This window comes from Sphingobium chlorophenolicum (assembly GCF_000722875.1).
Lineage (GTDB): Bacteria > Pseudomonadota > Alphaproteobacteria > Sphingomonadales > Sphingomonadaceae > Sphingobium > Sphingobium chlorophenolicum.
The window spans coordinates 1-20,805 of record NZ_JFHR01000074.1; the positions used below are offsets into that span (position 1 = coordinate 1).

Consider the following 20,805-nt stretch of genomic DNA (forward strand, 5'->3'; position numbering starts at 1 on the left):
CCCGACCCTGAAGGACAGCCTGCCCGAAGCCGACATCCAGACCTTCCTGCGCCAGTCCATCGCTGGCTATAAGGTGCCCCGCAGCATCATCGCCGTCGACGCCCTCCCGCGCGACGATAGCGGCAAAATCTTCAAGCGCAGACTCAAGGAAGGGTTGAAGATCTCTGGAGTGCAGGCGGCATGAGCGAGCAAAAGACAGGCGGGCCGCTGACCGGCGTGCGCGTGGTCGAGTTTGCAGGCATCGGCCCGGCGCCCTTCTGCGGCATGCTGTTGTCCGATCTGGGCGCGGAGGTTCTGCTGATCGACCGCGCCGGTCAGCCGACCGTCGCCCGCGATGCCGTGACATGCCGGGGCAGGCACCATCTCGCGCTCGACCTGAAAAATCCCCAGTCCGTGGAGCAGGTTCTGGCCATCGTCAGTCAGGCCGACATGATCATAGAAGGGTTCCGGCCCGGCGTCATGGAACGGCTGGGCCTGGGTCCGGATGTCCTGAGGGGGATCAATCCGCGTCTGGTCTATGGGCGGATGACCGGCTGGGGACAGACCGGCCCCTATTCCCAGATGGCCGGGCACGACCTCAATTATATCGCGACCTCCGGCGCGCTGCACGCCATCGGGCGGGCTGACCGGCCGATACCGCCGCTCAATCTGGTCGGCGATTTCGGCGGGGGTGCGCTGTACCTGGCCGTCGGCCTGCTCGCCGCGTTGCACCATGCGAAGCAGACCGGGGAAGGCCAGGTCGTGGACGCCGCGATCTGCGACGGCGCGCTGTCGCTGATGTCGATGATGTACGGCTATCTGAACGACGGGCGATGGACGGACTCCCGCGAAAGCAACCGGCTGGACGGGGCGGCGCATTATTATGACGTCTATGAATGCGCGGACGGCAAGTGGATCTCCATCGCCAGCATAGAACCGCAATTTTACGGACGCCTGCTGACCCTGCTGGAGATCGCCGATCCGGAATTTCGCGATCAGGCCGATCCTGCCCTCTGGCCGAAGCTCAAGGCCAATCTCGCGGCGCGGTTCAAGGCCGAACCGCGCCCCTATTGGTGCACGCTGTTCGAAGGGACGGACGTCTGCTTCGCGCCGGTCCTGTCGATGGAGGAAGCGCCGCACGGCGTCCATAACAAGGCGCGGGAAGCCTTTGTGGAGCATGCAGGCATGATGCAACCCGCCCCCGCACCCCGCTTCGACCGCACGCCCAGCGCGATACAAGCCAGCCAAACGGACCCGCTGGCGGTTCAAGCGTTGCTGGAGCGGTGGGGAGTTTGATTCACCCTTAATCCTCCCTACGCGAAGCGTGGGGAGGGGGACCGCGCGAAGCGTGGTGGAGGGGAAATTCGGAGGTCGTGCCCCCTTCCCCTCCACCAGCCTTCGGCCTCTCTATTCCTCCCCATCTCCCGATGGGGAGGAATAGAGAGGCCGGTCAGCCGATATTGCGCGACCGACCCCGCCAATAAGGCTCGCGCAGAACGTTGCGTTGCACCTTGCCCGCGGCATTGCGCGGCAGGACATCGATGACCTCGATAGTCTTGGGCACCTTGAACGCCGCCAGACGGCCTTTCACCCAGGCTCGCAGTTCCTCCGTATCCACGACGACCCCCGGCGCGGCCACCACGAACGCCTTGACGACTTCGCCCCATTTGTCATCGGGCACGCCGATCACGGCTGCTTCGGCAACCGCGTCGCTGGTCAGCAGCGCTTCCTCCACCTCAGCCGAATAGACATTCTCGCCGCCGGAGATGATCATGTCCTTCACCCGGTCGCAGATGAACAAATAGCCATTCTCGTCGATATAGCCCGCGTCGCCCGACCGCAGATAACCGTCGGCGGTGAAGCAATTCTCATTTTCCTGCGGCAACCGCCAATAGCCGCTCATGTTCGACGGCGACCTCATGGCGACTTCGCCCACCACGCCGGGCGGTACGCTTTTCCCCTGGCCATCGAGAATGGCCAGTTCGACGCCATGCAGCGCCTTGCCCGCCGACCGCAACAGATGTTCGTCGCCCAGCCGGTGATCCTCGGCCGTCAGCGCGACGATGGTCCCGGCCGTCTCTGTCATGCCGTAGACCTGCACCATGCCGCATCCGAAAACCGCCTGCGCTTCGGACATCAGCGCCTGCGAAATCGGGCTGGAGCCGTAGACGAGATATTTGATCCGGCTGTAATCCGTCTGGCGCGCACGCGGATGGTCCAGGACGATGCGGATCGCGGCCGGCACGAGGAACAGCTTGGTGATGCCGTCGCCTTCGATGAAGTCGAACAACGCATCGGCGCTGAATTCGCCGGAGATGACCATGGTCGCGCCATTGTGGATCGCCGAAAAGGCCATGCCGATCCCGCCGATATGGAAGAGCGGCATGGAGATCAGGCAGACATCCTTCGACGTCCACTGGCACCATTCGACCTCCGGCGGCTGGAACAGGCGAATGGCGTTCAGCGCATGATGGGACAGCAAGGCGCCCTTCGGCCGCCCCGTCGTGCCGGAAGTATAGAGTTGGAGAGCCACGTCACCGGACGAGACCGGCGTTTCCGGATCGGCGCTGGACGCCGCGTCGCGCCAGCTTTCGAAGCCCGCGCCGTCGCCGGTCCCGATGGGCATGATCGCGGGCGGCGCGGCCGTCAGCGCGGCGGCCACCTCCGCCAGTTCGCGGGAGGCCGCATCCGCGAAGAGAAAACGGGCCGCGGAATCCTCCAATATATAGGCGACCTCCGGCGCGGACAGGCGCCAGTTCAGCGGAACCAGCACGACGCCAATGGTCGCCGCCCCGAACAGCAGTTCGAAATAGGCGCCGTCGTTCCGGGCGAGGATCGCGATCCTGTCCCCTGCCTTCAGACCGGCGTCGGTGAGCGCATTGGCGACCTGGAAGACGCGCGTCTGCAAGGTCGCATAGTCGATCTCTTCGCCCGCGAAGCGTATCGCGGTGCTTTTCGGCGCAAGCCTGGCCGTTGCGCGAAGGGTGTCGCCCAGCGGGGGCGGGAGCGGGCTGGCGTCCAATGTCATCGTCAAGCCTCCGCCATCCGGCGGATGAGTTCCTTCCCGATGATGGTCTGCTGTATCTGCGTCGTGCCCTCATAGATGCGGAACACCCGCACGTCGCGATAGAAGCGCTCCACGGCGCTGTCGCGCATATAGCCCGCGCCGCCATGAATCTGCACGGCGCGATCCGCGATCCGCCCCACCATTTCCGATGCGAACATCTTCGTGCACGACGCTTCCAGCGACACGCGCTCACCGCTGTCATAGCGGCGCGCCACGTCGCGCAACATGCATTCGGCGGCGTACAGGTCCGCCCTGCTGTCGGCCAGCATCGCCTGGATAAGCTGAAACTCGCCGATGGGCTGGCCGAACTGCTTGCGCTCCACCGCATATTTCGTCGCTTCGTGCAGGATGCGGCGCGCCTGGCCGATGCAGACCGACGACACGTTGATCCGCCCCCGGTCGAGCGACTTCATCGCCGTGCCGAAGCCCTTGCCCTCCACGCCGCCGACGATGGCGCTGGCCGGAACCCGCACATCTTCCAGATAGACGTCGCTCGACCATGCGCCCGACTGACCCATCTTGCGGTCCTTCTTGCCCAGACGCACGCCGGGCGTGTCGGCGGGCACCAGGAAAGCGGTGACATGCGCATTCTTGGGCAGGCGTTCCGGGTGGGTGCGCGCCATGACCAGGAACAGCCCGGCAATCGGCGCATTGGTGATGAAACGCTTCGTCCCGTTCAGGATATAATCGTCGCCGTCGCGCACCGCCCGCGTCTGCAGCGCGGCGCTGTCGGACCCGGAATCCGGTTCCGTCAGGCAGAAGCTGGTGATGACTTCCCCGCTGGCCATGCGGGGCAGCCAATAATCCCTCTGCTCCTCGGTGCCGTCCATCAATATGCCCTGCGAACCAAGGCCCAGATTGATCCCCACCACCGAACGGAAGGCGGCCGAGGACCAGCACATCTCCATGATGATCTCAATCTCTTCGGAAGAGGCGAGGCCCAGGCCGCCATAGCGTTCCGGGGTCGTCAGCCCGAAGATGCCCATATCCCGGAAATCCTGGATGACCTCGTCGGGCACGCGGTCCTCATCGGCCACTTTCTCCTCGATGGGCACCAGCTTTTCGCGGGTGTAACGGCGCACGCTGTCGACAAGCTGCGCCAGCAGATCCGGGTCCATTGCCATGTTCAAGCTCCTGCCATGCCGACGATGGCGATCGCGGCGACATTCTGGTTCGGCATGCCGCCGAGATTATGGGAAAGACAAAATTGCGGCGGCGTGGAGCGCTGACGCTCCCCGGCCCGGCCGAGCAATTGCAGATAATTTTCGTAGATCATCCGGATGCCCGACGCCCCGATCGGATGGCCGAAGCATTTCAGGCCCCCGTCGATCTGGCACGGATTGGAGCCGTCGGCGTCGAACCGGCCGTCCAGCACGTCCCTCCAGCCCTTGCCCTCTTCCGAGATATGCAGATCCTCCATCGTGACGAGTTCGGTGATGGAAAAACAGTCATGGACTTCCATCAGCCCGACCTGCTTGCCGGGATCGGTGATGCCCGCTTCCCGATAGGCCTTGGCGGCGGCGATGCGGGTCGTGTGGAAATAGCTGCCGTCCCATCCATTGCCCTGCAATTCCCAGCCGTTGGAAACGGCGAGTTGCAGCGCCTTGACGGTCACCAGATCCTTCTTGCCCAGCGCGCGGGCGATTTCCGGCGTGGTGACGATGGCCACCGCCGCGCCGTCGGACACGCCGCAGCAATCGTACAGGCCCAGCGGCTCGGCGATCATCGGCGCATTGAGCGCGGTGTCCATGTCGATCACCTTGCGCAGGTGCGCCTTGGGGTTTTTGGCGCCATTGGCATGGCTCTTGACCGACACATGCGCCATGGCGCGCTTCAGCTCGTCCCGGCCGATGCCGTGCTTCGCCCGATAGGCGGACGCAAGCTGCGCGAAATTGCCCGGCGCCGATCCGACCACGCCGATCATGTCGAACGTGGTGCCGCGGGTGCGCACCGGCAACCCGCCATAGCCCGTATCCTTCAGCTTCTCGACGCCCACCGCCAGGGCGATGTCGGCCGCGCCCGAAGCGACGGCGTAAACCGCGCCCCGAAACGCCTCGGTCCCGCTGGCGCAATAATTCTCCACCTTCGTGACGGCCACATTGGGCAGGCGCAGCGCGATGGCCGCCGGTATGCCGGAAGGACCGATGTTCATCGCGTCGAACCCGACGGACAGCCAGGCGGCGTCGATCTGCGACGCCTCGATCCCGGCGTCGGTCATGGCTTCCAGATAGGCCTCGACCATCAACTGGTCGGCGTCATCCTCCCACCGCTCGCCGAAGCGCGCGCAGCCCATGCCCAATATGGCGACCTTGTCCCTGATACCATTTGCCATCGTCAATTGCTCCCGGCGGCAGGAACCGCCTTCCAGAAATATTTGATGAAACCGCTGCGCTGATCCCGGTCCTTGACCCGGAACATCATGCGCATCGGCGCGCCCACTTCGATCGCTTCGGGATCGGCGTCGGTGAATTCGGCCATCATGCGGCCGCCGCCCTCAAATTCGATCATGCCGTAATAGCCGGGCGGATCGGGCGTGTAGGTCAGGTTGTCCGCCGTGAAGGTCAGGATCTTCGCGGGCCGGTCAGCCAGGGGATAATCCTCCTGCGTGCCGACGGCGGCGTCATTCTGGTTGACGCTGATTTCGGACCGGGGGAACTGGATCGTCCCGGTGCGGGTGCAGCGCCCGCCGACCAGCGCCATGACCGCCTTGCGATTGCGGTACAGCGCCGTCAGCACCGGCTTCTGCTCAAATTCGGCGCGCTTGCCGAGTTCGAGTTGCAGATGGCCCGCAAAGGCCAGATATTTCATATAATTGCTTTCCGGGCAGGAACGCGCCAGCGATGCCGACACGCCGCCCGACGACCGGCGGTCGGCGATGGCGGGCGTCGTTTCCAGCAGGATCGCGTCGGCACCCTGTCCGAAGCCGACGACCAGCAGCTTCTCGCCCGGCCCGGCGCTTTCCAACGCATGGGCCAGCAGCAGCAGCGGTTGCGCCGTCCCGGCATGGCCCAGTACGGCCGACAGGTCGTCCACCACCGCTTCGGCCCGAATTCCGGCCTTTTTCGCAAGGGACGCGGCCGCGCCCTTTCCGGGAATGGCGGCGATGAAGCGGGAAATGTCGCCAGCCGCCACCTCATTTGCCTCCAGCACCCCGGCAACCGCCTCATGCGCCAGTTTGCCGTGACCTTCTTCGCGAATCCAGCGGCTCTCCCAGCCATAGTCGAACTCGGCTCCGCTCGGCCGGAAATGGTCGATGAAGTCGACCGAGACGCTGTGCGTGCCGATCAGCCGGGCGATGCCGTCCTCCGCCGTCAGCAGCAGGCCCGCCGCCGCGTCGCCGTTGACGAGTTCATCCTCCGACGCGGGCCGGGCGCGCCGCTTTTCCGACGCCAGGGCCAGCACCGGGCCTGCCGCGGCGGCATGGAACGCCTGGATGAGCATCGTCGTCCCGGCCTTCTGACTGCCGCCGCAATCCAGCGTCCCGACCGCATCGGACAGGTTCAGCGCTTCCTTGACGATCCCGGCATTCTGGCGGTCGGCGAAGGGAAGGCTGGTGGACGCCAGCAGCACCGTGGCCACTTCGGCGGAGGAATGATCGCGCAGACAATCCCGCGCAGCCTCCACCGCCATGGTGACGGAATCCTCGTCCCAGTTGGCGATGGCCCGCTCGCCCTTGGCCAGGCCCTTCAGGCCCGGCGCGAACCAGCGATTGGCCTGATAGACGGCATCCCGTTGAAGGCGGCGGCGCGGCACATAGGCGCCGAAGGATTTTATGCCAGGCATGTTCAGTTTTCCTCGAATTCGACATAGCCATTGTTGAGCGCAAGCACATTCCGGCCCGGAACGTCGGCCTGGAAAGCGGCCCTCCCCGGCCCTTCCCGCCAGACCGACACGCGGATCGCGTCGCCCGGAAAGGTCGGCGCGGTGAAGCGGCAATCGAGACGCTTCAGCCGGCTGGAATCATTGCCGCAAAGCAGCTTCAGCACCGCCCTGCCCGCCACGCCGAAGGTGCACAGGCCATGCAATATCGGTCGCGGAAGTCCGGCTTCAGCCGCGACGGCAGGGTCCAGGTGCAAGGGATTGTAATCGCCCGACAGCCGATAGAGCAGCGCCTGTTCTGGCCGGGTCTGCATGGTCGCGGTCGCGTCGCACGGCCGTTCGGGTATCGGATGGGGCGGAATGGGCTGGCCGCCCGGCCCGCCGCAACCACCGTCGCCGCGCAGGAAGGACACCTGGCGGACCGTCGCCAGCAGCAGGTTCGCGTTGTCGTAGATGCGGCGGCTGGCATAGAGCAGCGCGCCCTTGTCCGCCCCCTTGTCGACGATCATGTCGATGGTGGTTTCGCCGCGCAATTCCCCCTCGACGGGAAGGGGCGCGTGCAGGGTGACGGACTGTTCCCCATGCAGCAGCCGCTTCCAATCGATGCCGTAGGACGGCTCCTTCTGCCAGAAACCGGGATAGGCCAGGACGACCGGCATGGTCGGCAACGCCTGCAACCCGTCCTCATAGACGAAGGGAAGTTCGGAACGATCGTCGGGATCATGCCCGGCGCCTACGCCCAGGGCATAGAGGATCGTGTCCCGCCGGGTCAGATTATGATGCGTGATCCTGGGCGGCAGGCCCAGAAGGTAAGCGGGGTCGATCGTCATCGGCTGGCGCCATTCACTTGGGGTCTCTCCTAAACATCGATGGACGCCGATGCGCTGGCGCATCGCGGTCCGACTCCCGGCGGTTCAAGCTACTGATTTCCTATCCCACCACTTGGCATAATTCAATAGAGAGAATAATAATATTCTCCATCAGGAATATCATTGGCCTTTTTTGTGCATTGCGGGCAGGTTAAGAGGGCCGTGCTTGGCGTCAGACAGGGGGAGTGCGATATGGCGGTCGGATCAGTTGTGAATGCCATCGCGATCCTGCGCCACCTGGCCATGGCGGACCCGCAGGGCGTCAACGGCATCGCCCGCGCCGTCGGCATCAGCCCCAGTTCCTGCTTCAACATATTGAAGACGCTGGTGGCGGAGGAATTCGTCGAATTCGATTCGCGCACCAAGCTCTACGGGATCGGCATGGCGCCCTATCGCCTCTTCGCCCCGGATGAAGACATCGCGGCATGGCAGGGCGGGGTCGTCGAACAGTTGGAGATACTGGCCCGCGAATTTTCCGTGTCGGGCGGCCTGTGGCAGGTACGAGCGGGGCGAATCGTGCTGATCGAAGCGGTCGAAAACGCCCTTTCGACGCGCATCCATCTGAGCGTGGGGCAGCGCCTGCCCATCCATATCGGCGCGATGGGGCGGTGCATCGCCGCCCATGAAGGCCTCTCGCGGACGGAGGTCAGCCAGGCGATCGAGGAATTGCGCTGGCAAGACCCGCCCACGGTCGACCGGTTCCTGGCGGACATGAAGCTTGCGAAGATCAACGGATGGGCGGCGGACGAAGGCAATTTCCTTCGCGGCGTCACCACCGTCGCCTCCATCATTCCGGATCGCAGGGGCGATATCCGCTTCTGCGTGACGGCGACCCTGTTCAGCGGTCAATATGACGCCGACACGCTCGAAACGATCGGCTCCCGCCTGTCAGCCCTGGCCGCCGACGCGCATGGAAAGCTCCACTGATCCTGGGGTGAGCGACATTCGGAATGAAAATTCCTCCCTACGCGCAGCGTGGGGAGGGGGACCGTCGGCGCAGCCGATGGTGGAGGGGAAAATCGGAGGTCGCGCCCCTTCCCCTCCACCACGCTTCGCGCGGTCCCCCTCCCCATCTCTCGATGGGGAGGATTAAGAAGCCTACACCCGCTCAATGATAATGGCAGGCGCCATGCCCCCGGCCGCGCACATGGTGATCAGCCCGCGCTTGAGGTCGCGACGCTCCAACTCATCGAGCACGGTGCCGATCAGGATCGACCCGGTCGCGCCGATGGGATGGCCCAGCGCAATCGCGCCGCCATTGACGTTCACCTTGTCGCGGTCCAGCCGCAGGTCGCGGATGAATTTCTCCGTGACGACGGCGAAGGCTTCGTTGACTTCCCAAAGATCGATGTCCTCGATCTTCAATCCGGCCTTGGCCAGTACCTTCTTCGCGGCGGGCACCGGGGCGTTCAGCATCAGCGTCGGGCTGTCGCCGATATTGGCCGTGGCGACGATCCGCGCCCGCGGTTTCCAGCCTTGCCGGGCCGCATAGTCCGGAGAACTGAGGAGAAGCGCCGCCGCGCCGTCCACGACGCCGGAAGAATTGCCCGCATGATGGACATGCTCGATCTTCAGGTCGGGATAGACGGCGTTGATCAGTCCGCGATAGGTCGTGCCGCTCTCATCCAGGGCGAAATCCGCCAGCGCATCGAATGAGGGCTTCAGGCCCGCAAGCCCTTCCGCCGTGGTCTGGGGCCGGGGGAACTCGTCCTTGTCGAGCGCCACCGATCCATCTTCCCGGTGAACGGCGATGACGCTGCGGTCGAAGCGGCCTTCGCTCATCGCCCGCGCCGCCTTCTGCTGGCTGTCCAGGGCGAGCGCGTCGACATCGGCTCGCGTAATCCCTTCAAGGGTCGCGATCGCATCGGCGCAGACGCCCTGATGGGATTGCGGGTGACGGGCGCGCAGGCGCAGATTGCCCGCATCCATCATGGTCGGCGGCGCGCCGCGCGCGGCATCCTGCCGGGCCATGGTCGCGGTGAGCGACATCATCTCGGTCCCGCCCGCGATGATAAGGTCCTCCAGCCCGGACTTGATCATGCCCGCCGCCAGACTGACGGTGGATATGCCCGAACCGCAGAAGCGGTCCAGCGTCACGCCGCTCGCCCGCACGTCATAACCGGCGTCCAACGCCGCCATCCGCGCCATGTCGCCGCCCTGCGGTCCCCTTTGCGCGCTGGTTCCCCAGATGATGTCGTCGACTTCCTCCGTGCGGATCGCGTTGCGCTCCGCCAGGGCCTTGAGCGTGGCGGCGGCCAGATGCTGCGGATGCATGTCCGCCAGCGCGCCCTTGCCCACCTTGCCGATCCCGCGCGGCGTGCGCACGGCATCCACTATGTAAACTTCGCTCATCGGCGACTCCTGCAATATTGAAATTCGTCCAAAAGCCGCAATTAACGCGGCGCCATCCGGATGCCGCCGTCCAACCGCACATCCTCGCCGTTGAAATAGCTGTTCCGGCACATCTCAACGGCCAGGCTCGCATATTCCTCCGGATTGCCGAGGCGCTTGGGGAACGGCACGCTGGCCGCCAGCGCCGCCTTCACTTCCTCCGGCGCCCTGTTCATCAGGGGCGTGTTGAAGATGCCCGGCAGGATCGTGTTCACGCGAATGCCTTCGCTCATCAGGTCGCGGGCGACCGGAAGGGTCAGGCCGACGACGCCGCTCTTGGATGCCGCATAGGCCGCCTGACCCATCTGGCCGTCCTCCGCCGCCACCGACGCCGTGTTGACGATGACGCCCCGCGCACCATCCTCCATCGGATCGAGCGTGAGCATGCCCGCCGCCGACTTCGCGATGCAGCGGAAGGTGCCGATCAGATTGATCTGGATGATCCGTTCGAACGCATCCAGCGGGAAATGCTGAATTTCTCCGGTGGTCTTGGAACGGGAAGCGGTCTTGATCGCATTGCCCGTACCGGCGCAGTTGATGAGGATCCTCTCCTGCCCATGCGCTTCCCGCGCCTTGGCGAAGGCCGCCTCGATCGATTCATCGCTCGACACGTCGGCCTTGCAGAAGATGCCGCCAATCTCACGGGCGACAGCCTCGCCGCTTTCCTCATTCAGGTCGAACAGAGCGACCTCCACCCCATGGGCCGACAGGGCGCGAGCAGTCGCCGCGCCCAGTCCGCTTGCGCCCCCCGTCACGACGGCGGAAAGACCTTCGAGTTTCATATATCAGTCCTCTTTGCTGGCCGGGACGAAAATCGGGCGCAGCCCATTTCCCGGCATATTTGATGAATTTCGGGGCGCAAGCGCCGCCATTACGATAACGGCGCGGCCCCCTCCAGCAGCACCACGGTCACCCTGATGCCGTCCAGATGGGCCATGCCCGACACCTGTTCGAAATCCTCCGGCCGCGCCGACGCAAGCAGGTTGATATTCGCGCCCGGAAGCTCCGTGGCGCGGCGCCAACCGCCCTGATGTCCCCATCCATGCGGATAGTTGACCGAACCGCGCACCACATCGTCGCTGATCTCCGCCTCCACCTCCAGCGTGGCGACGGGGGTGGCTATGCGCACCCTGGCTCCGTTGGCGATTTGGCGGTCGCGGGCATCGTCGGGATGCATCAGCAGGGTCGGCTTATCGGAGCGGACCAGCCGCTCGACATTATGCATCCAACTGTTGAGCGAGCCGAGCTTGCGGCGGCCGAACAGATAGAGCGCGTCGCCATCGTCCTGCGCCGCCTCCGCCAGCAGCCGTTGCAATTCGGCGTCGGTGACATCATGCCACAACCGCGCGCGTCCATCCTCCGTCCGCACCCGCGACCAGGAGGCGGCGGCGTCCACCCGCTCCGCGACCCTGGCGCCATGGGGAAATTCCTCGCGCAGCCGGGCGACCGATAGGCCCTCCGGATTGCGGCCGAACTTGTCGCCATAGGCGCCCATGCGGAACATGGCGTCGACCGCCTGCATCAGCCCCGGACGCGGCCTTTCCTCCGTGCCGAGCGCCGCGAACAGACTGGGCCTGCCCATCCGTTCCAATATTTCGTCATAGATATCATATTCCAGCCGCGCCTCGCCCTGCGGCTCGATCACTGGGGGCGTATATTGCACCCAAGGGCGCGTGGCGTTCGTGACCCAGAGGTCGGTCAAATCCTCCCGCTCATAGAAGGTCATCGCCGGCAGGATATAGTCGGCATGCCGCGACGTTTCGGTCATGTAGAAGTCGATGGAGACGAGCAGTTCCAGTTGCTCCAGCGCGGCGGCCGTCTTGTCCCCTTCCGGGTAGGAATGGACGGGATTGCCGGAATCCACGAACAGGGCCTTCATCTGGCCCTCCCCCGGCGTGGTGATCTCGTCGGCCAGCGTGCCGCCGGGCGTATAGCTCAGGATCAGCGGGAAATTGCCGATGCGCGACCGCTGGGCGCCATAGGGCGGAAAGGACGTCGGCGCGTCGGGGTTCGCGATGGGCGAAAGGCCCGTCACCCATCCGCCCGCCACGCCGAACCGGCCCGCCACGACATTGAGCGATTCGATCAATATATTGGTCAGCGTCGAATAACGGCCGCGATTGGTGCCCACCCGGCCATAGCAGGCTGATGTGCGCGCCCGCACGAAGCGTTCCGCCAGATCGCGGATCGCATCCGCCGCGACACCGCAGCGTTCGGCGGCTATTTCAGGCGTGATCGGGCGCAGCGCATCGCGCAATTGGGTCCAGCCGGCGGTGCGGCCGTCCAGCACCTCGCGGGCCTCCAGACCCTGCGCGAAGATATGGTTCAGCATGGCGGCGAGCAGCCAGGCGTCGCTGTCCGGGCGGACGGCGACATGCTCGAACCGCCTGGCCGTCTCGGTCCGGCGGGGGTCGACGACGACCACCCCGCCCCGCTCATGGATCGCCTGCAATTTATGCAGCGCCCGCGGTTCGGAGATGATCGACATGTGCGAAACCATCGGATTCGCGCCGAGCAGGATCAGGAAATCGCATTCCTCCAGGTCCGGGAAGGTCCAATGCACCGGGCTGCCGAACAGCAGTTCCTGCGCCAGATTCTTCGCGCCCGTGTCGACATGCAGCGCGTTGAATATCTTCGCCGGTCCCAGCGCGCGCCCGAACGCGCTGGCATAACCATAATGCAACGTGGCAAAGGAGGCGGGGTTGCCGGCATAGACGCCGACCGCCCCGCCCCCATCCCGATCGACTATCGTCTTCAGACGCGCCGTAATGTCGGTCAGCGCTTCATCCCAGCCAACAGGCACGAATTCGCCGGGAGCGCCGGTCCGTTTCAGCGGCGTCAGGACGCGGTCGGGATCATAGGTGATGGAGACCATGCCCGGTCCCTTGACGCACAAATGGCCTTCGGAGACGGGATGGGCGCGGTCGGGGCCGACCTTGACGATCCGCCCTTCCCTGACCTCCGCCACCAGCCCGCATTGCGCCTCGCACAGGCGGCAATAGGTGAAGTGGGAGCCGTCCGCCCCCGTCGCCAAAGCTTGGGCCATAGTCGACCTCCTCCCGTCAGCGGAGCGGGAATTCGCCGCTCCGCCTGCCTGCGGTCATTTGTCGCGCGCGAGCCAGAAGAACATCTTGGGCTGGCCCTTCAGGTCGCCCAGGCCCAGCACCAGATCGTCGTTGACCTTGCGGAAATAGTCCATCAGCGGCCGGTCGTCATAGATGATGGTCGACTGAACCTTGCCCTCATAGGCGATCTCGCGCAGGCGCGCCTCGCCCCAATCCGGCCATGCGAAGATCGTGCCGTCTTCCTTCGTCCGCAGCATCGGTTCGCAATGCTCTTCCGAATTGAAGCGCTTGCCGTAGAAATTGCCGGTGTCGCGGTCGCTAAACGTGCCGCCGCGCCATTGTCCGAACATGAATTCGTTGGTCGTCGGCTCCAGTTCGGCGAACATCGCCTTCAGGCTCTTGTAATCGGCATGCTCGCCATTGGCGACCATGCTCGCCAGCCGTTCCTGAACGCTGACACCCGTTTCCGCTTCACTCATGCTATTCTCCTTTCGGATGCGGCGTTCCGCCGCGCCGACACATTCAATTCACAGAGCAATATCGCTTCATCGCTTCGACCACTTCGCCGAACCGGCCTTCGATCCTTGTGCGGTTCGCAACCCGCTCGTCCGGCCCCAGCGGGGACTGATCGTAGAGGATCGTGTAGACGATCTCGCTCGCGCCGCCCTCGGCCTGCTCGCAGGCGAGCGTGCCGTGATAGTGGAGCGCGGCCATCGGCCCCGCCGTCTGCGAATAAGTATAGCTGCGCGATGTCGCGCCCACCAGCGGCTCCACGATGGCCCCAGCGATGATGCGGACGCTTCCCGCCCCGCCGTCACCGGAAAGCGGCGCGCATTCGACGCCCAGAAATGTGCCCAGATCGAAAAATCCGCCGATCAGTCCCCATACCGCGTCGGGCGAACGCGCCACCGTTGCGCGCACTTCAATGACCGCAAAGTCTCCGCTCATAATCGCTTCGCCCATCGCCAATATCCGTTCCCTGTAACTTTGTGACCGACAATATTCAGATCAGGCGTCCCGCCTTTTCCCAGAAGGGCGCGCGCAGCTTGCGTTTGAATATCTTGCCCGAATCCTCACGCGGCAGGTCGTCGGCCAGTTCGAAACGCCGTGGAATCTTGTAGCTCGCAATTTCCTTGCGCAGCGCCTCCGCCAGGCCTTCCGGCGTCAGCGCCTGCCCTTCCACGGGCTGGACGACGGCCATCACCGATTCGCCATATTCCTCGTCGGGAATGCCGAACACGGCGGAATCCCGCACGCCGGGCACGCGGGCGAGCGCGGCCTCGATCTCCGCCGGGTAGATGTTTACCCCGCCGGATATGATCATGTCGTTCGACCGGTCGCAGATGAAGAGATAGCCGTCCTCGTCGATATAACCGACGTCGCCGGTGGCGATCAGGCCGCCGCGATCGACCGACCGCCGCTTCTCCTCATCCCCCTGATAGCTGAAATCGGAAGCGGTCGGGAAACCGCAGACCAGTTCGCCGATCTCGCCCGGCGGCAGGACGCGGCCCTGCGCGTCGCATATCTTCATCACCGCGCCCGGAAGCGCCCGGCCGACCGTGCCCGGACGTTCCAGCCATTCCTGCGACGTGCAGATGGCGATCGCCCGCACTTCCGTACTGCCGTAGAATTCCCGGATGATCGGACCCCACCATTCGATCATCTGCCGCTTGACATGCTGCGGACAGGGCGCGGCGGCATGGACCACGAAGCGCAGCGAACTCACGTCATACCGTTCGCGAACCTCCGCCGGAAGCTGAAGCAACCGGTTGAACATGATCGGCGCCAGATAGATGTGCGTGACCCGCCATTTTTCGATCAGGGCCAGCAACTCTTCCGGATCGAAGCGAGGCTGCAATATGACGGACGCGCCGATCTGCACGGAAAACAGCGCCTGGGCGTTGGGCGCCGAATGATACATGGGCGCGGCGACCAGGCTGACGATGCCGGGTTCCGCCGCATCCAGCCCATAGGCGCCGCCGATGATCGCGTTGGTGATCTCGGCCTGCTCGGCCGTCGCCCTGGTGCGGCGCACGCCCTTGGGATTGCCGGTCGTGCCCGACGTGTAGATGATCGTGCCCGGCGACGTCACCGCCGTCTGGACCGGCGCGAAGCCCGCAAGCCAGCTATCCCACCGGAGCGCATCCGCAGCCGGAGGGGCGAAGTCGCCCAGATGATAGGCGGCGACGATCTCCGGCGGCGTGTCGACGATGATCACCGGCACCGTAGCGGGGATCGCTTCGGCCAGCCGGGCATGGAGGTCAGCGTGGATGATCACCGCCTTGGCCCCGCAATCGTTGATCACATAGGCGGCTTCCGCCACGCTGAAATGCCAGTTCACCGCGACGGGACAGGCGCCCAGCAGTCCCACCGCGAAACTGGCCTCCAGGAACGCGATGTCGTTGCGCAGGATCAACGCAACCGTATCCTCCACATCGACGCCCAGCGATTTCAATCCCGCCGCCGCTTGCGCGGCACGCACCAGCATCGCTTGCTGCGAAATCGAACGATCGCCGCTGACGATTTCACTTGCCATCACATAGCTCTCCGACTTGCCCTCTTTCGGGGCGCATTCATGCTCAGAACGTAATCACGGTGCGCAGCGCGGCGCCACCTTCCATGTCCTTGAAGGCTTCGTTCAACTGGTCCAGAGGACGCCTCGCGCTGATCATGCTGTCAAGGTCGAGCCTGCCCTGGCGATACAGGTCCAGATAGAAGGGAACGTCCAGCTTGAACCGGTTGGAGCCCATCAGCGAACCCGTGATGCTCTTTTCGCCCAGAAAACCACGCGCCTCAATCTCGACCTTCTGTCCGGCCGGAATCGCGCCCACCAGAACGGCGGTGCCGCGAGGGCCAAGCGCCGAGAAGCACTGGCAGAGCAGATGGGTGTTCCCCACCGCATCGAACGCATAGTCGACGCCGCCGCACTTTTCGCGGATCGTGGCGACCGGATCGGCCTTGGACGAATCGATGACGTCGGTCGCGCCGAACGACTTCGCCTGTTCCAGCTTGCTTTCCATGATATCGACGGCGAAAATCTCGCGCGCGCCGGCGATCCGGGCGCCCTGGATGATCGACGCGCCGATGCCGCCGCAGCCGAAGACGGCGACCCGCCCGCCCGGCTTGATCTGCGCGGTGTTGAGCGCCGCGCCCACGCCGGTCAGCACGGCGCATCCGATCAGTGCGGCGCGATCCAGCGGGATGTCCTTGTCGATCTTGACCACTGCGCGTTCCGGCAGCAGCATCAGTTCGGAAAAGCCGCCCAGGTCGGTGAAGGGAATCAGCTTCCCGCCCTCGCCCTTCAGACGCGGCGGCGCGCCCTTGGGCCGCCGCGCGGCCGGTCCCATGCGATCGAGGCAAAGATGCGGACGGCCAACCAGGCACTGCTGGCACGTACCGCAATAAATGGTGTTGCAGACCACGACATGGTCGCCGGCCTCAATGCCCCTGACGGCCTTCCCGACCTTTTCGACGACGCCCGCCGCTTCGTGACCCATCACCGTGGGGACAGGGAAATGGGGCATGGCCCCCTGTTTGAAATGAAGGTCGCTATGGCAGACGCCGCAGGCAGCAGTCCGGACCAGCACTTCATTGTCAGCGGGTTCGTCAACCTCGATCGTCTCGATCGACACTTCGCCGCCATATTCGCGAAGCACCGCCGCGCGAGCCTGATAACCCATTATATTCTCTCCTTTGCCTGCTCAAACCCGACGGTCGTTCCCAGAGCGTCCTTCGGGTCGAGCACGATCGATCCATTGGCGGCGCGGCGATAGGGAAGCCCCAGATCCCGCAAAAATGCTTCCGCGGCGGCAAGATCGGCGACATGGAACGCCATGCCGAAAACGCCGTCGCCAAATCCGCCCAGTTCGGGCGAGTCGATCGGAACCAGCTCCACGATCGTGTCGTCGCCCACCTGGAAGGCGCTGCGCCCGTCGCTCCAGCCGGTCGGAACCTCCACCCCGCTCATCAGCCGCCGATAGGTGTCGGCCGCCGCGGCGACATCGCGCACCGCCGTCGTGATGGTCATCTGACCCGTCAGGCCCAGCGGATGCTGATCGCGCCAATAGGCGGACGACCAGAAGGGCTGGGCGCGCGGATCGATGGTATATTCCGGGATCAGGCGGGCGAACTCGATGATGCCGTGGGTGTCGGCAGGATGAGTCCAGAAATATTTGATCGCGCCGACATGCTCGATATCCTCGACAGTGCGGCCTGTGACGTCGGACATGCGGACGCCCTGCGCCCGGCAGGCCTCGAACGCGGCTTCCAGGCTGTCGACATACCATGCGATGGAATGAAGCCGGTTGCCGTAACGGGCCTTGAACCGCGCAAGGGGCGACCGCTCGACGCCCGGAAGACCGGCGGCGATCTGGACGGGTTCGACCACCAGATCGCTGATCGCCAGCAGGGACGCGTCCCGGAACGCTTCGGGCATCAGGGCTCGATAGAAGCGGCAGGGCGCGAAGATGCGGTTATACCACAGATCGGCGTCGTTCAGATCTTCCACGACCTGGGTCAAATGAAACAGTTTGCCGATCTTGAACACCGCACTCTCCCACTGTTTTTATATTGCGAACCGAAGACCCGCCCGGATGCGCGACATGCGGCGCGCTCCTGCTCGCTCCACTATATGGCAGCATAATTTAGAGTCAATGATGATTCCAGAATCTATTTTCGGCCATGGGCGGAGAGGCGGCGCCGCGGGCAGCATCAAGCCGTTATAATAGCTGGATTTATGACATCTTCGTTTCGATCATGCAAGCATCCCGTCCGAATCCGCCTCCACATCCGGGTTGATTATTTTTCCATAAGGGGACATTGATGATCCTAGATTGACGGCAAAAGTCCGCGTCGAAATGCGGTCGCGAAAGATTGGGAGCAGGAGCGATGATCAACGCCGGGGGCGAACCAACTTCATCATCCGGCCCGTGGCTGCGGATCGGCACCGAAAGACGTCCGGTCGACCGGATCCGGGAACAGGGGTTGAGGGGCGCGGCCGCGTTGCGATCGCTGGGCGTTTCAAGTGGCGACGCGGTGGCGACGTTGCTGAAGAATGATTTCCCCTTCATCGAACTGTCGCTGGCCGCGCAGCATATCGGCGCCTATCTGACGCCGATCAACTGGCATAATTCAGCCCCCGAACTCGAATATATATTGGTCAATTCGCAGGCCCGGTTCCTTCTGGCCCATATGGACCTGCTCGACGCGCCGGGCCTGTCGCTTCCGCCGAACCTCCACCTCGCGACATGCGCGTCCGCCGGGACGGAGCCGGGTCCGCATCCGGTTCATGGCGGCGTCGGCGACTGGTCCGAATGGATCGCCCGGTTCGCGCCGGACCAGTCCCTCCCGGTACCGCCGGTCGGATCAATGATCTATACGTCCGGCACGACCGGGCGGCCGAAGGCGGTCAGGCGCGCCCCGCCCACGCCGGAGGAGGCGAGGGCCAATTTCGCCCATTATGCCCATGTCTACGGCGCCGGTCCCTTCCTAGACCGGGGCGAGGCCATGGTCGCCATGGCGCCCGGACCGCTTTACCATGCGGCCCCCAACGCCTGGTCCAACTTCTTCCTGCGCTGCGACGCCAGCGTGGTGATAGAGACCAAGTTCGACGCGGAACGGCTGCTGGCGACGATCGAGGCGGAGCGGGTCACGCATCTGCTGGTCGTGCCGACCATGTTCGCCCTGCTCCTCCAGCTTCCGGAGGACGTGCGCAAGCGATACGACATGTCCAGTCTCCGCTTCGTCATGCATGGCGCGGCGCCGTGTGCGCCCCATCTGAAGAAGGCGATGATCGACTGGTGGGGGCCGGTCATCTTCGAACATTATGGCGGCACGGAAACCGGCGCCCTGACCTTCTGCGGGTCGGAGGAATGGCTGTCCCACCCCGGAACGGTGGGGCGCGTCCTGGACGACGCCCGCGTGGCGGTGCTCGATGCCGCCGGACAGCAATGCCCGGCCGGCAGCACGGGCCAGATCTACGGACGGCGGATGCTTTTCCCCGATTTCACCTATGTGGGCGACGATGAAAAGCGGCGCGGTTCGGAACGCGGCGGCCTGATCACGCTCGGCGACGTGGGGCATATGGATGAGGATGGCTATCTCTACCTGACCGGCCGCAATTCCGACGTCATCATTTCGGGCGGCGTCAATATCTATCCGGCGGAAATCGAAGCCGCGATCATGGCGATTCCCGGCGTGGTCGATTGCGCGGTCATCGGCATTCCCGACGACGCATTCGGCGAAAGCGTCGCCGCGATCATCCAGCCCGACGCCTCGGCGCGGCTCGACCCCGACGAATTGAAGCAGATATTGAGGACGAAGATCGCCGGGTACAAGGTGCCCAAGACCTTCGTCTTCCAGTCGGACATGCCCAGGGAAGATTCGGGCAAGGTGTTCAAGGGCAAGCTGCGCGAACCCTATTGGCGCAACGCCGCGCGCCAGATTTGAACGCTCCACGGCCGCGCGCCCCCGGCGCCGAGTTGCCAATATATCAGAAAGAAGCTAGCGAGATTCGCCAGGAAAATACAGCGGTCACCCAAGTGCAAGATACCATAGACGCCAAGAAAAAACCTCCCGCGAAGGCGGGGGGCCCTGGTACGCGGGGGCCTCATACCGTCCGGCGCGAAATCACCCGGCAGCGGGTTTTCGAAGCCGCCATTGATTGCCTCCATGAAACCGGATATGCGGGCGCCAGCACCCTGGCCGTGGCCAGGCGGGCGGGCGTCAGCCGCGGCGCGTTGATGAAGCAGTTCCCGACCAAGGCGACGCTGTTCGCCGATCTGGTGGAGCATTTCCTGGACCAGATGCGGGAAGAGACGCTGAATCATATCCGCAAATTCCCCGCGGGCCTGCCGCGCATCATGGCGCGGGTGGATTATGCCTGGGAACTTTACAAAAAGCCCAAGGCGCTCGCGATCGTGGAGGTGATGCTCGGCGCGCGCGGCGACCCGGAATTGTCGGAGCGGTTGGCGCAGGTGGGCCGCACCCGTCAGATCATCGAACAGCATCTGCTGGGCGAGGAATTCAGGCAGATGGGCCTGACCGATCGCCGGGCGGCGGGCTATGCCATAATGCAGATGGCGGCCGCCGTGCGCGGCCTCGCGCTGGAGCGGCTTCTCAATCGCGACAGCCAATCGGTCGATGCGGCCTTCGCCTTGCAGAAGCAGCAGACCGAAGAATTTTTCCGCGCCCTCATCAAGGCTTCCGGCAAAGCGGAAAGCTGATCGCCTGCCTTTTCAAGGTTGAAGCGCGGCATGCTCTTGCGTGATCAGGAGCTAATCCGGGCGTTGGAACTGGGTAGCTGCCTGCGCAGGAACACAACCCCCGCCCCCCCCCCGTCATGCTGAACTTGTTTCAGCATCCATTTCTCCCCATGCGACCAAGGCGCATGAAGGCACGATAGATGCTGAAACAAGTTCAGCATGACCTATGTATTGGAAAGGGTTCCGGTCCATCCCGCGACGGACCGGAACCTGCGTGTCACTTGCCCTTCTTGACGTCCTTGACCCGCGCCGAGGCGAAGCGGCTGGCGAAATCGTCCAGGTCCAGCGTGAATTCATCGGCGGCGATGAATTCGGCATCCGACGCCTTGGGCTTTTCCGCCGCCTTGTAGAAG

Annotated in this window: 18 protein-coding genes; 5 read left to right on the top strand and 13 right to left on the bottom strand. The window is 64.4% G+C overall.

Annotated features, from left to right (window positions below):
* The coding region (locus BV95_RS20335) for an AMP-binding enzyme (RefSeq protein ID WP_037456511.1) at positions 1-184 on the top strand (184 nt) is incomplete at its 5' end.
* Complete coding sequence (locus tag BV95_RS20340; protein ID WP_037456514.1) at positions 181-1,275, top strand: CaiB/BaiF CoA transferase family protein; 1,095 nt, start codon at positions 181-183, stop codon at positions 1,273-1,275. The genes BV95_RS20335 and BV95_RS20340, both read left to right, overlap by 4 nt.
* A gap of 154 nt (positions 1,276-1,429) precedes the next feature.
* Here BV95_RS20340 and BV95_RS20345 read toward each other — a convergent pair whose 3' ends face one another.
* Genes BV95_RS20345 through BV95_RS20365 form a run of 5 tightly spaced genes read right to left on the bottom strand, consistent with a single transcriptional unit; the run spans position 1,430 to position 7,695 of the window.
* Positions 1,430-3,007 (bottom strand): long-chain-fatty-acid--CoA ligase, encoded by a 1,578-nt coding sequence (locus BV95_RS20345; RefSeq protein ID WP_037456516.1) that lies wholly within the window; start codon positions 3,005-3,007, stop codon positions 1,430-1,432.
* 2 nt (positions 3,008-3,009) lie between these two features.
* Positions 3,010-4,164: an acyl-CoA dehydrogenase family protein gene (locus BV95_RS20350; RefSeq protein WP_457920855.1), complete on the bottom strand. Its 1,155-nt coding sequence runs from the start codon at positions 4,162-4,164 to the stop codon at positions 3,010-3,012.
* Positions 4,165-4,172: 8 nt separating this feature from the next.
* The gene (locus BV95_RS20355) at positions 4,173-5,378 is read right to left on the bottom strand and encodes an acetyl-CoA acetyltransferase (protein WP_037456522.1); all 1,206 of its coding nucleotides are present in this window, start codon (positions 5,376-5,378) and stop codon (positions 4,173-4,175) included.
* Between the two features lie 2 nt (positions 5,379-5,380).
* Complete coding sequence (locus tag BV95_RS20360) at positions 5,381-6,829, bottom strand: hydroxymethylglutaryl-CoA synthase family protein (RefSeq protein WP_037456526.1); 1,449 nt, start codon at positions 6,827-6,829, stop codon at positions 5,381-5,383.
* Between the two features lie 2 nt (positions 6,830-6,831).
* On the bottom strand, positions 6,832-7,695 hold the full coding sequence (locus tag BV95_RS20365; protein WP_037456529.1) for a MaoC family dehydratase: 864 nt from the start codon (positions 7,693-7,695) through the stop codon (positions 6,832-6,834).
* 231 nt (positions 7,696-7,926) lie between these two features.
* On the opposite strand from BV95_RS20365, the gene BV95_RS20370 reads away from it, so the two are divergent.
* On the top strand, positions 7,927-8,661 hold the full coding sequence (locus BV95_RS20370; protein ID WP_013849639.1) for an IclR family transcriptional regulator: 735 nt from the start codon (positions 7,927-7,929) through the stop codon (positions 8,659-8,661).
* Positions 8,662-8,832: 171 nt separating this feature from the next.
* On the opposite strand, the gene BV95_RS20375 is transcribed toward BV95_RS20370, so the two are convergent.
* From BV95_RS20375 to BV95_RS20410, 8 genes are all read right to left on the bottom strand, one after another.
* Positions 8,833-10,086, bottom strand: a complete 1,254-nt coding sequence (locus tag BV95_RS20375) for an acetyl-CoA C-acetyltransferase (protein WP_037456533.1) — start codon at positions 10,084-10,086, stop codon at positions 8,833-8,835.
* A 41-nt stretch (positions 10,087-10,127) separates the two neighbouring features.
* The gene (locus tag BV95_RS20380) at positions 10,128-10,907 is read right to left on the bottom strand and encodes an SDR family oxidoreductase (RefSeq protein WP_037456536.1); all 780 of its coding nucleotides are present in this window, start codon (positions 10,905-10,907) and stop codon (positions 10,128-10,130) included.
* A gap of 89 nt (positions 10,908-10,996) precedes the next feature.
* Positions 10,997-13,171, bottom strand: a complete 2,175-nt coding sequence (locus tag BV95_RS20385) for a molybdopterin-containing oxidoreductase family protein (protein WP_051749918.1) — start codon at positions 13,169-13,171, stop codon at positions 10,997-10,999.
* A 54-nt stretch (positions 13,172-13,225) separates the two neighbouring features.
* Positions 13,226-13,669: a DUF4334 domain-containing protein gene (locus tag BV95_RS20390; protein WP_037456541.1), complete on the bottom strand. Its 444-nt coding sequence runs from the start codon at positions 13,667-13,669 to the stop codon at positions 13,226-13,228.
* Positions 13,670-13,712: 43 nt separating this feature from the next.
* Positions 13,713-14,153: an SRPBCC family protein gene (locus BV95_RS20395; RefSeq protein ID WP_013849644.1), complete on the bottom strand. Its 441-nt coding sequence runs from the start codon at positions 14,151-14,153 to the stop codon at positions 13,713-13,715.
* A gap of 40 nt (positions 14,154-14,193) precedes the next feature.
* Complete coding sequence (locus BV95_RS20400) at positions 14,194-15,726, bottom strand: acyl-CoA synthetase (RefSeq protein WP_037456544.1); 1,533 nt, start codon at positions 15,724-15,726, stop codon at positions 14,194-14,196.
* Positions 15,727-15,769: 43 nt separating this feature from the next.
* Positions 15,770-16,870, bottom strand: a complete 1,101-nt coding sequence (locus BV95_RS20405; RefSeq protein WP_037456547.1) for a Zn-dependent alcohol dehydrogenase — start codon at positions 16,868-16,870, stop codon at positions 15,770-15,772.
* Positions 16,870-17,736: a VOC family protein gene (locus BV95_RS20410; RefSeq protein ID WP_037456549.1), complete on the bottom strand. Its 867-nt coding sequence runs from the start codon at positions 17,734-17,736 to the stop codon at positions 16,870-16,872. The genes BV95_RS20405 and BV95_RS20410 overlap by 1 nt, the downstream gene beginning before the upstream one ends.
* Before the next feature lie 341 nt (positions 17,737-18,077).
* On the opposite strand from BV95_RS20410, the gene BV95_RS20415 reads away from it, so the two are divergent.
* Both BV95_RS20415 and BV95_RS20420 read left to right on the top strand, forming a co-directional pair.
* A complete protein-coding gene (locus tag BV95_RS20415; RefSeq protein ID WP_051749919.1) occupies positions 18,078-19,637 on the top strand; it encodes an AMP-binding protein in 1,560 nt (519 codons plus the stop codon).
* A 92-nt stretch (positions 19,638-19,729) separates the two neighbouring features.
* Complete coding sequence (locus tag BV95_RS20420) at positions 19,730-20,413, top strand: TetR/AcrR family transcriptional regulator (protein ID WP_143761477.1); 684 nt, start codon at positions 19,730-19,732, stop codon at positions 20,411-20,413.
* Positions 20,414-20,805 lie beyond the last annotated feature (392 nt).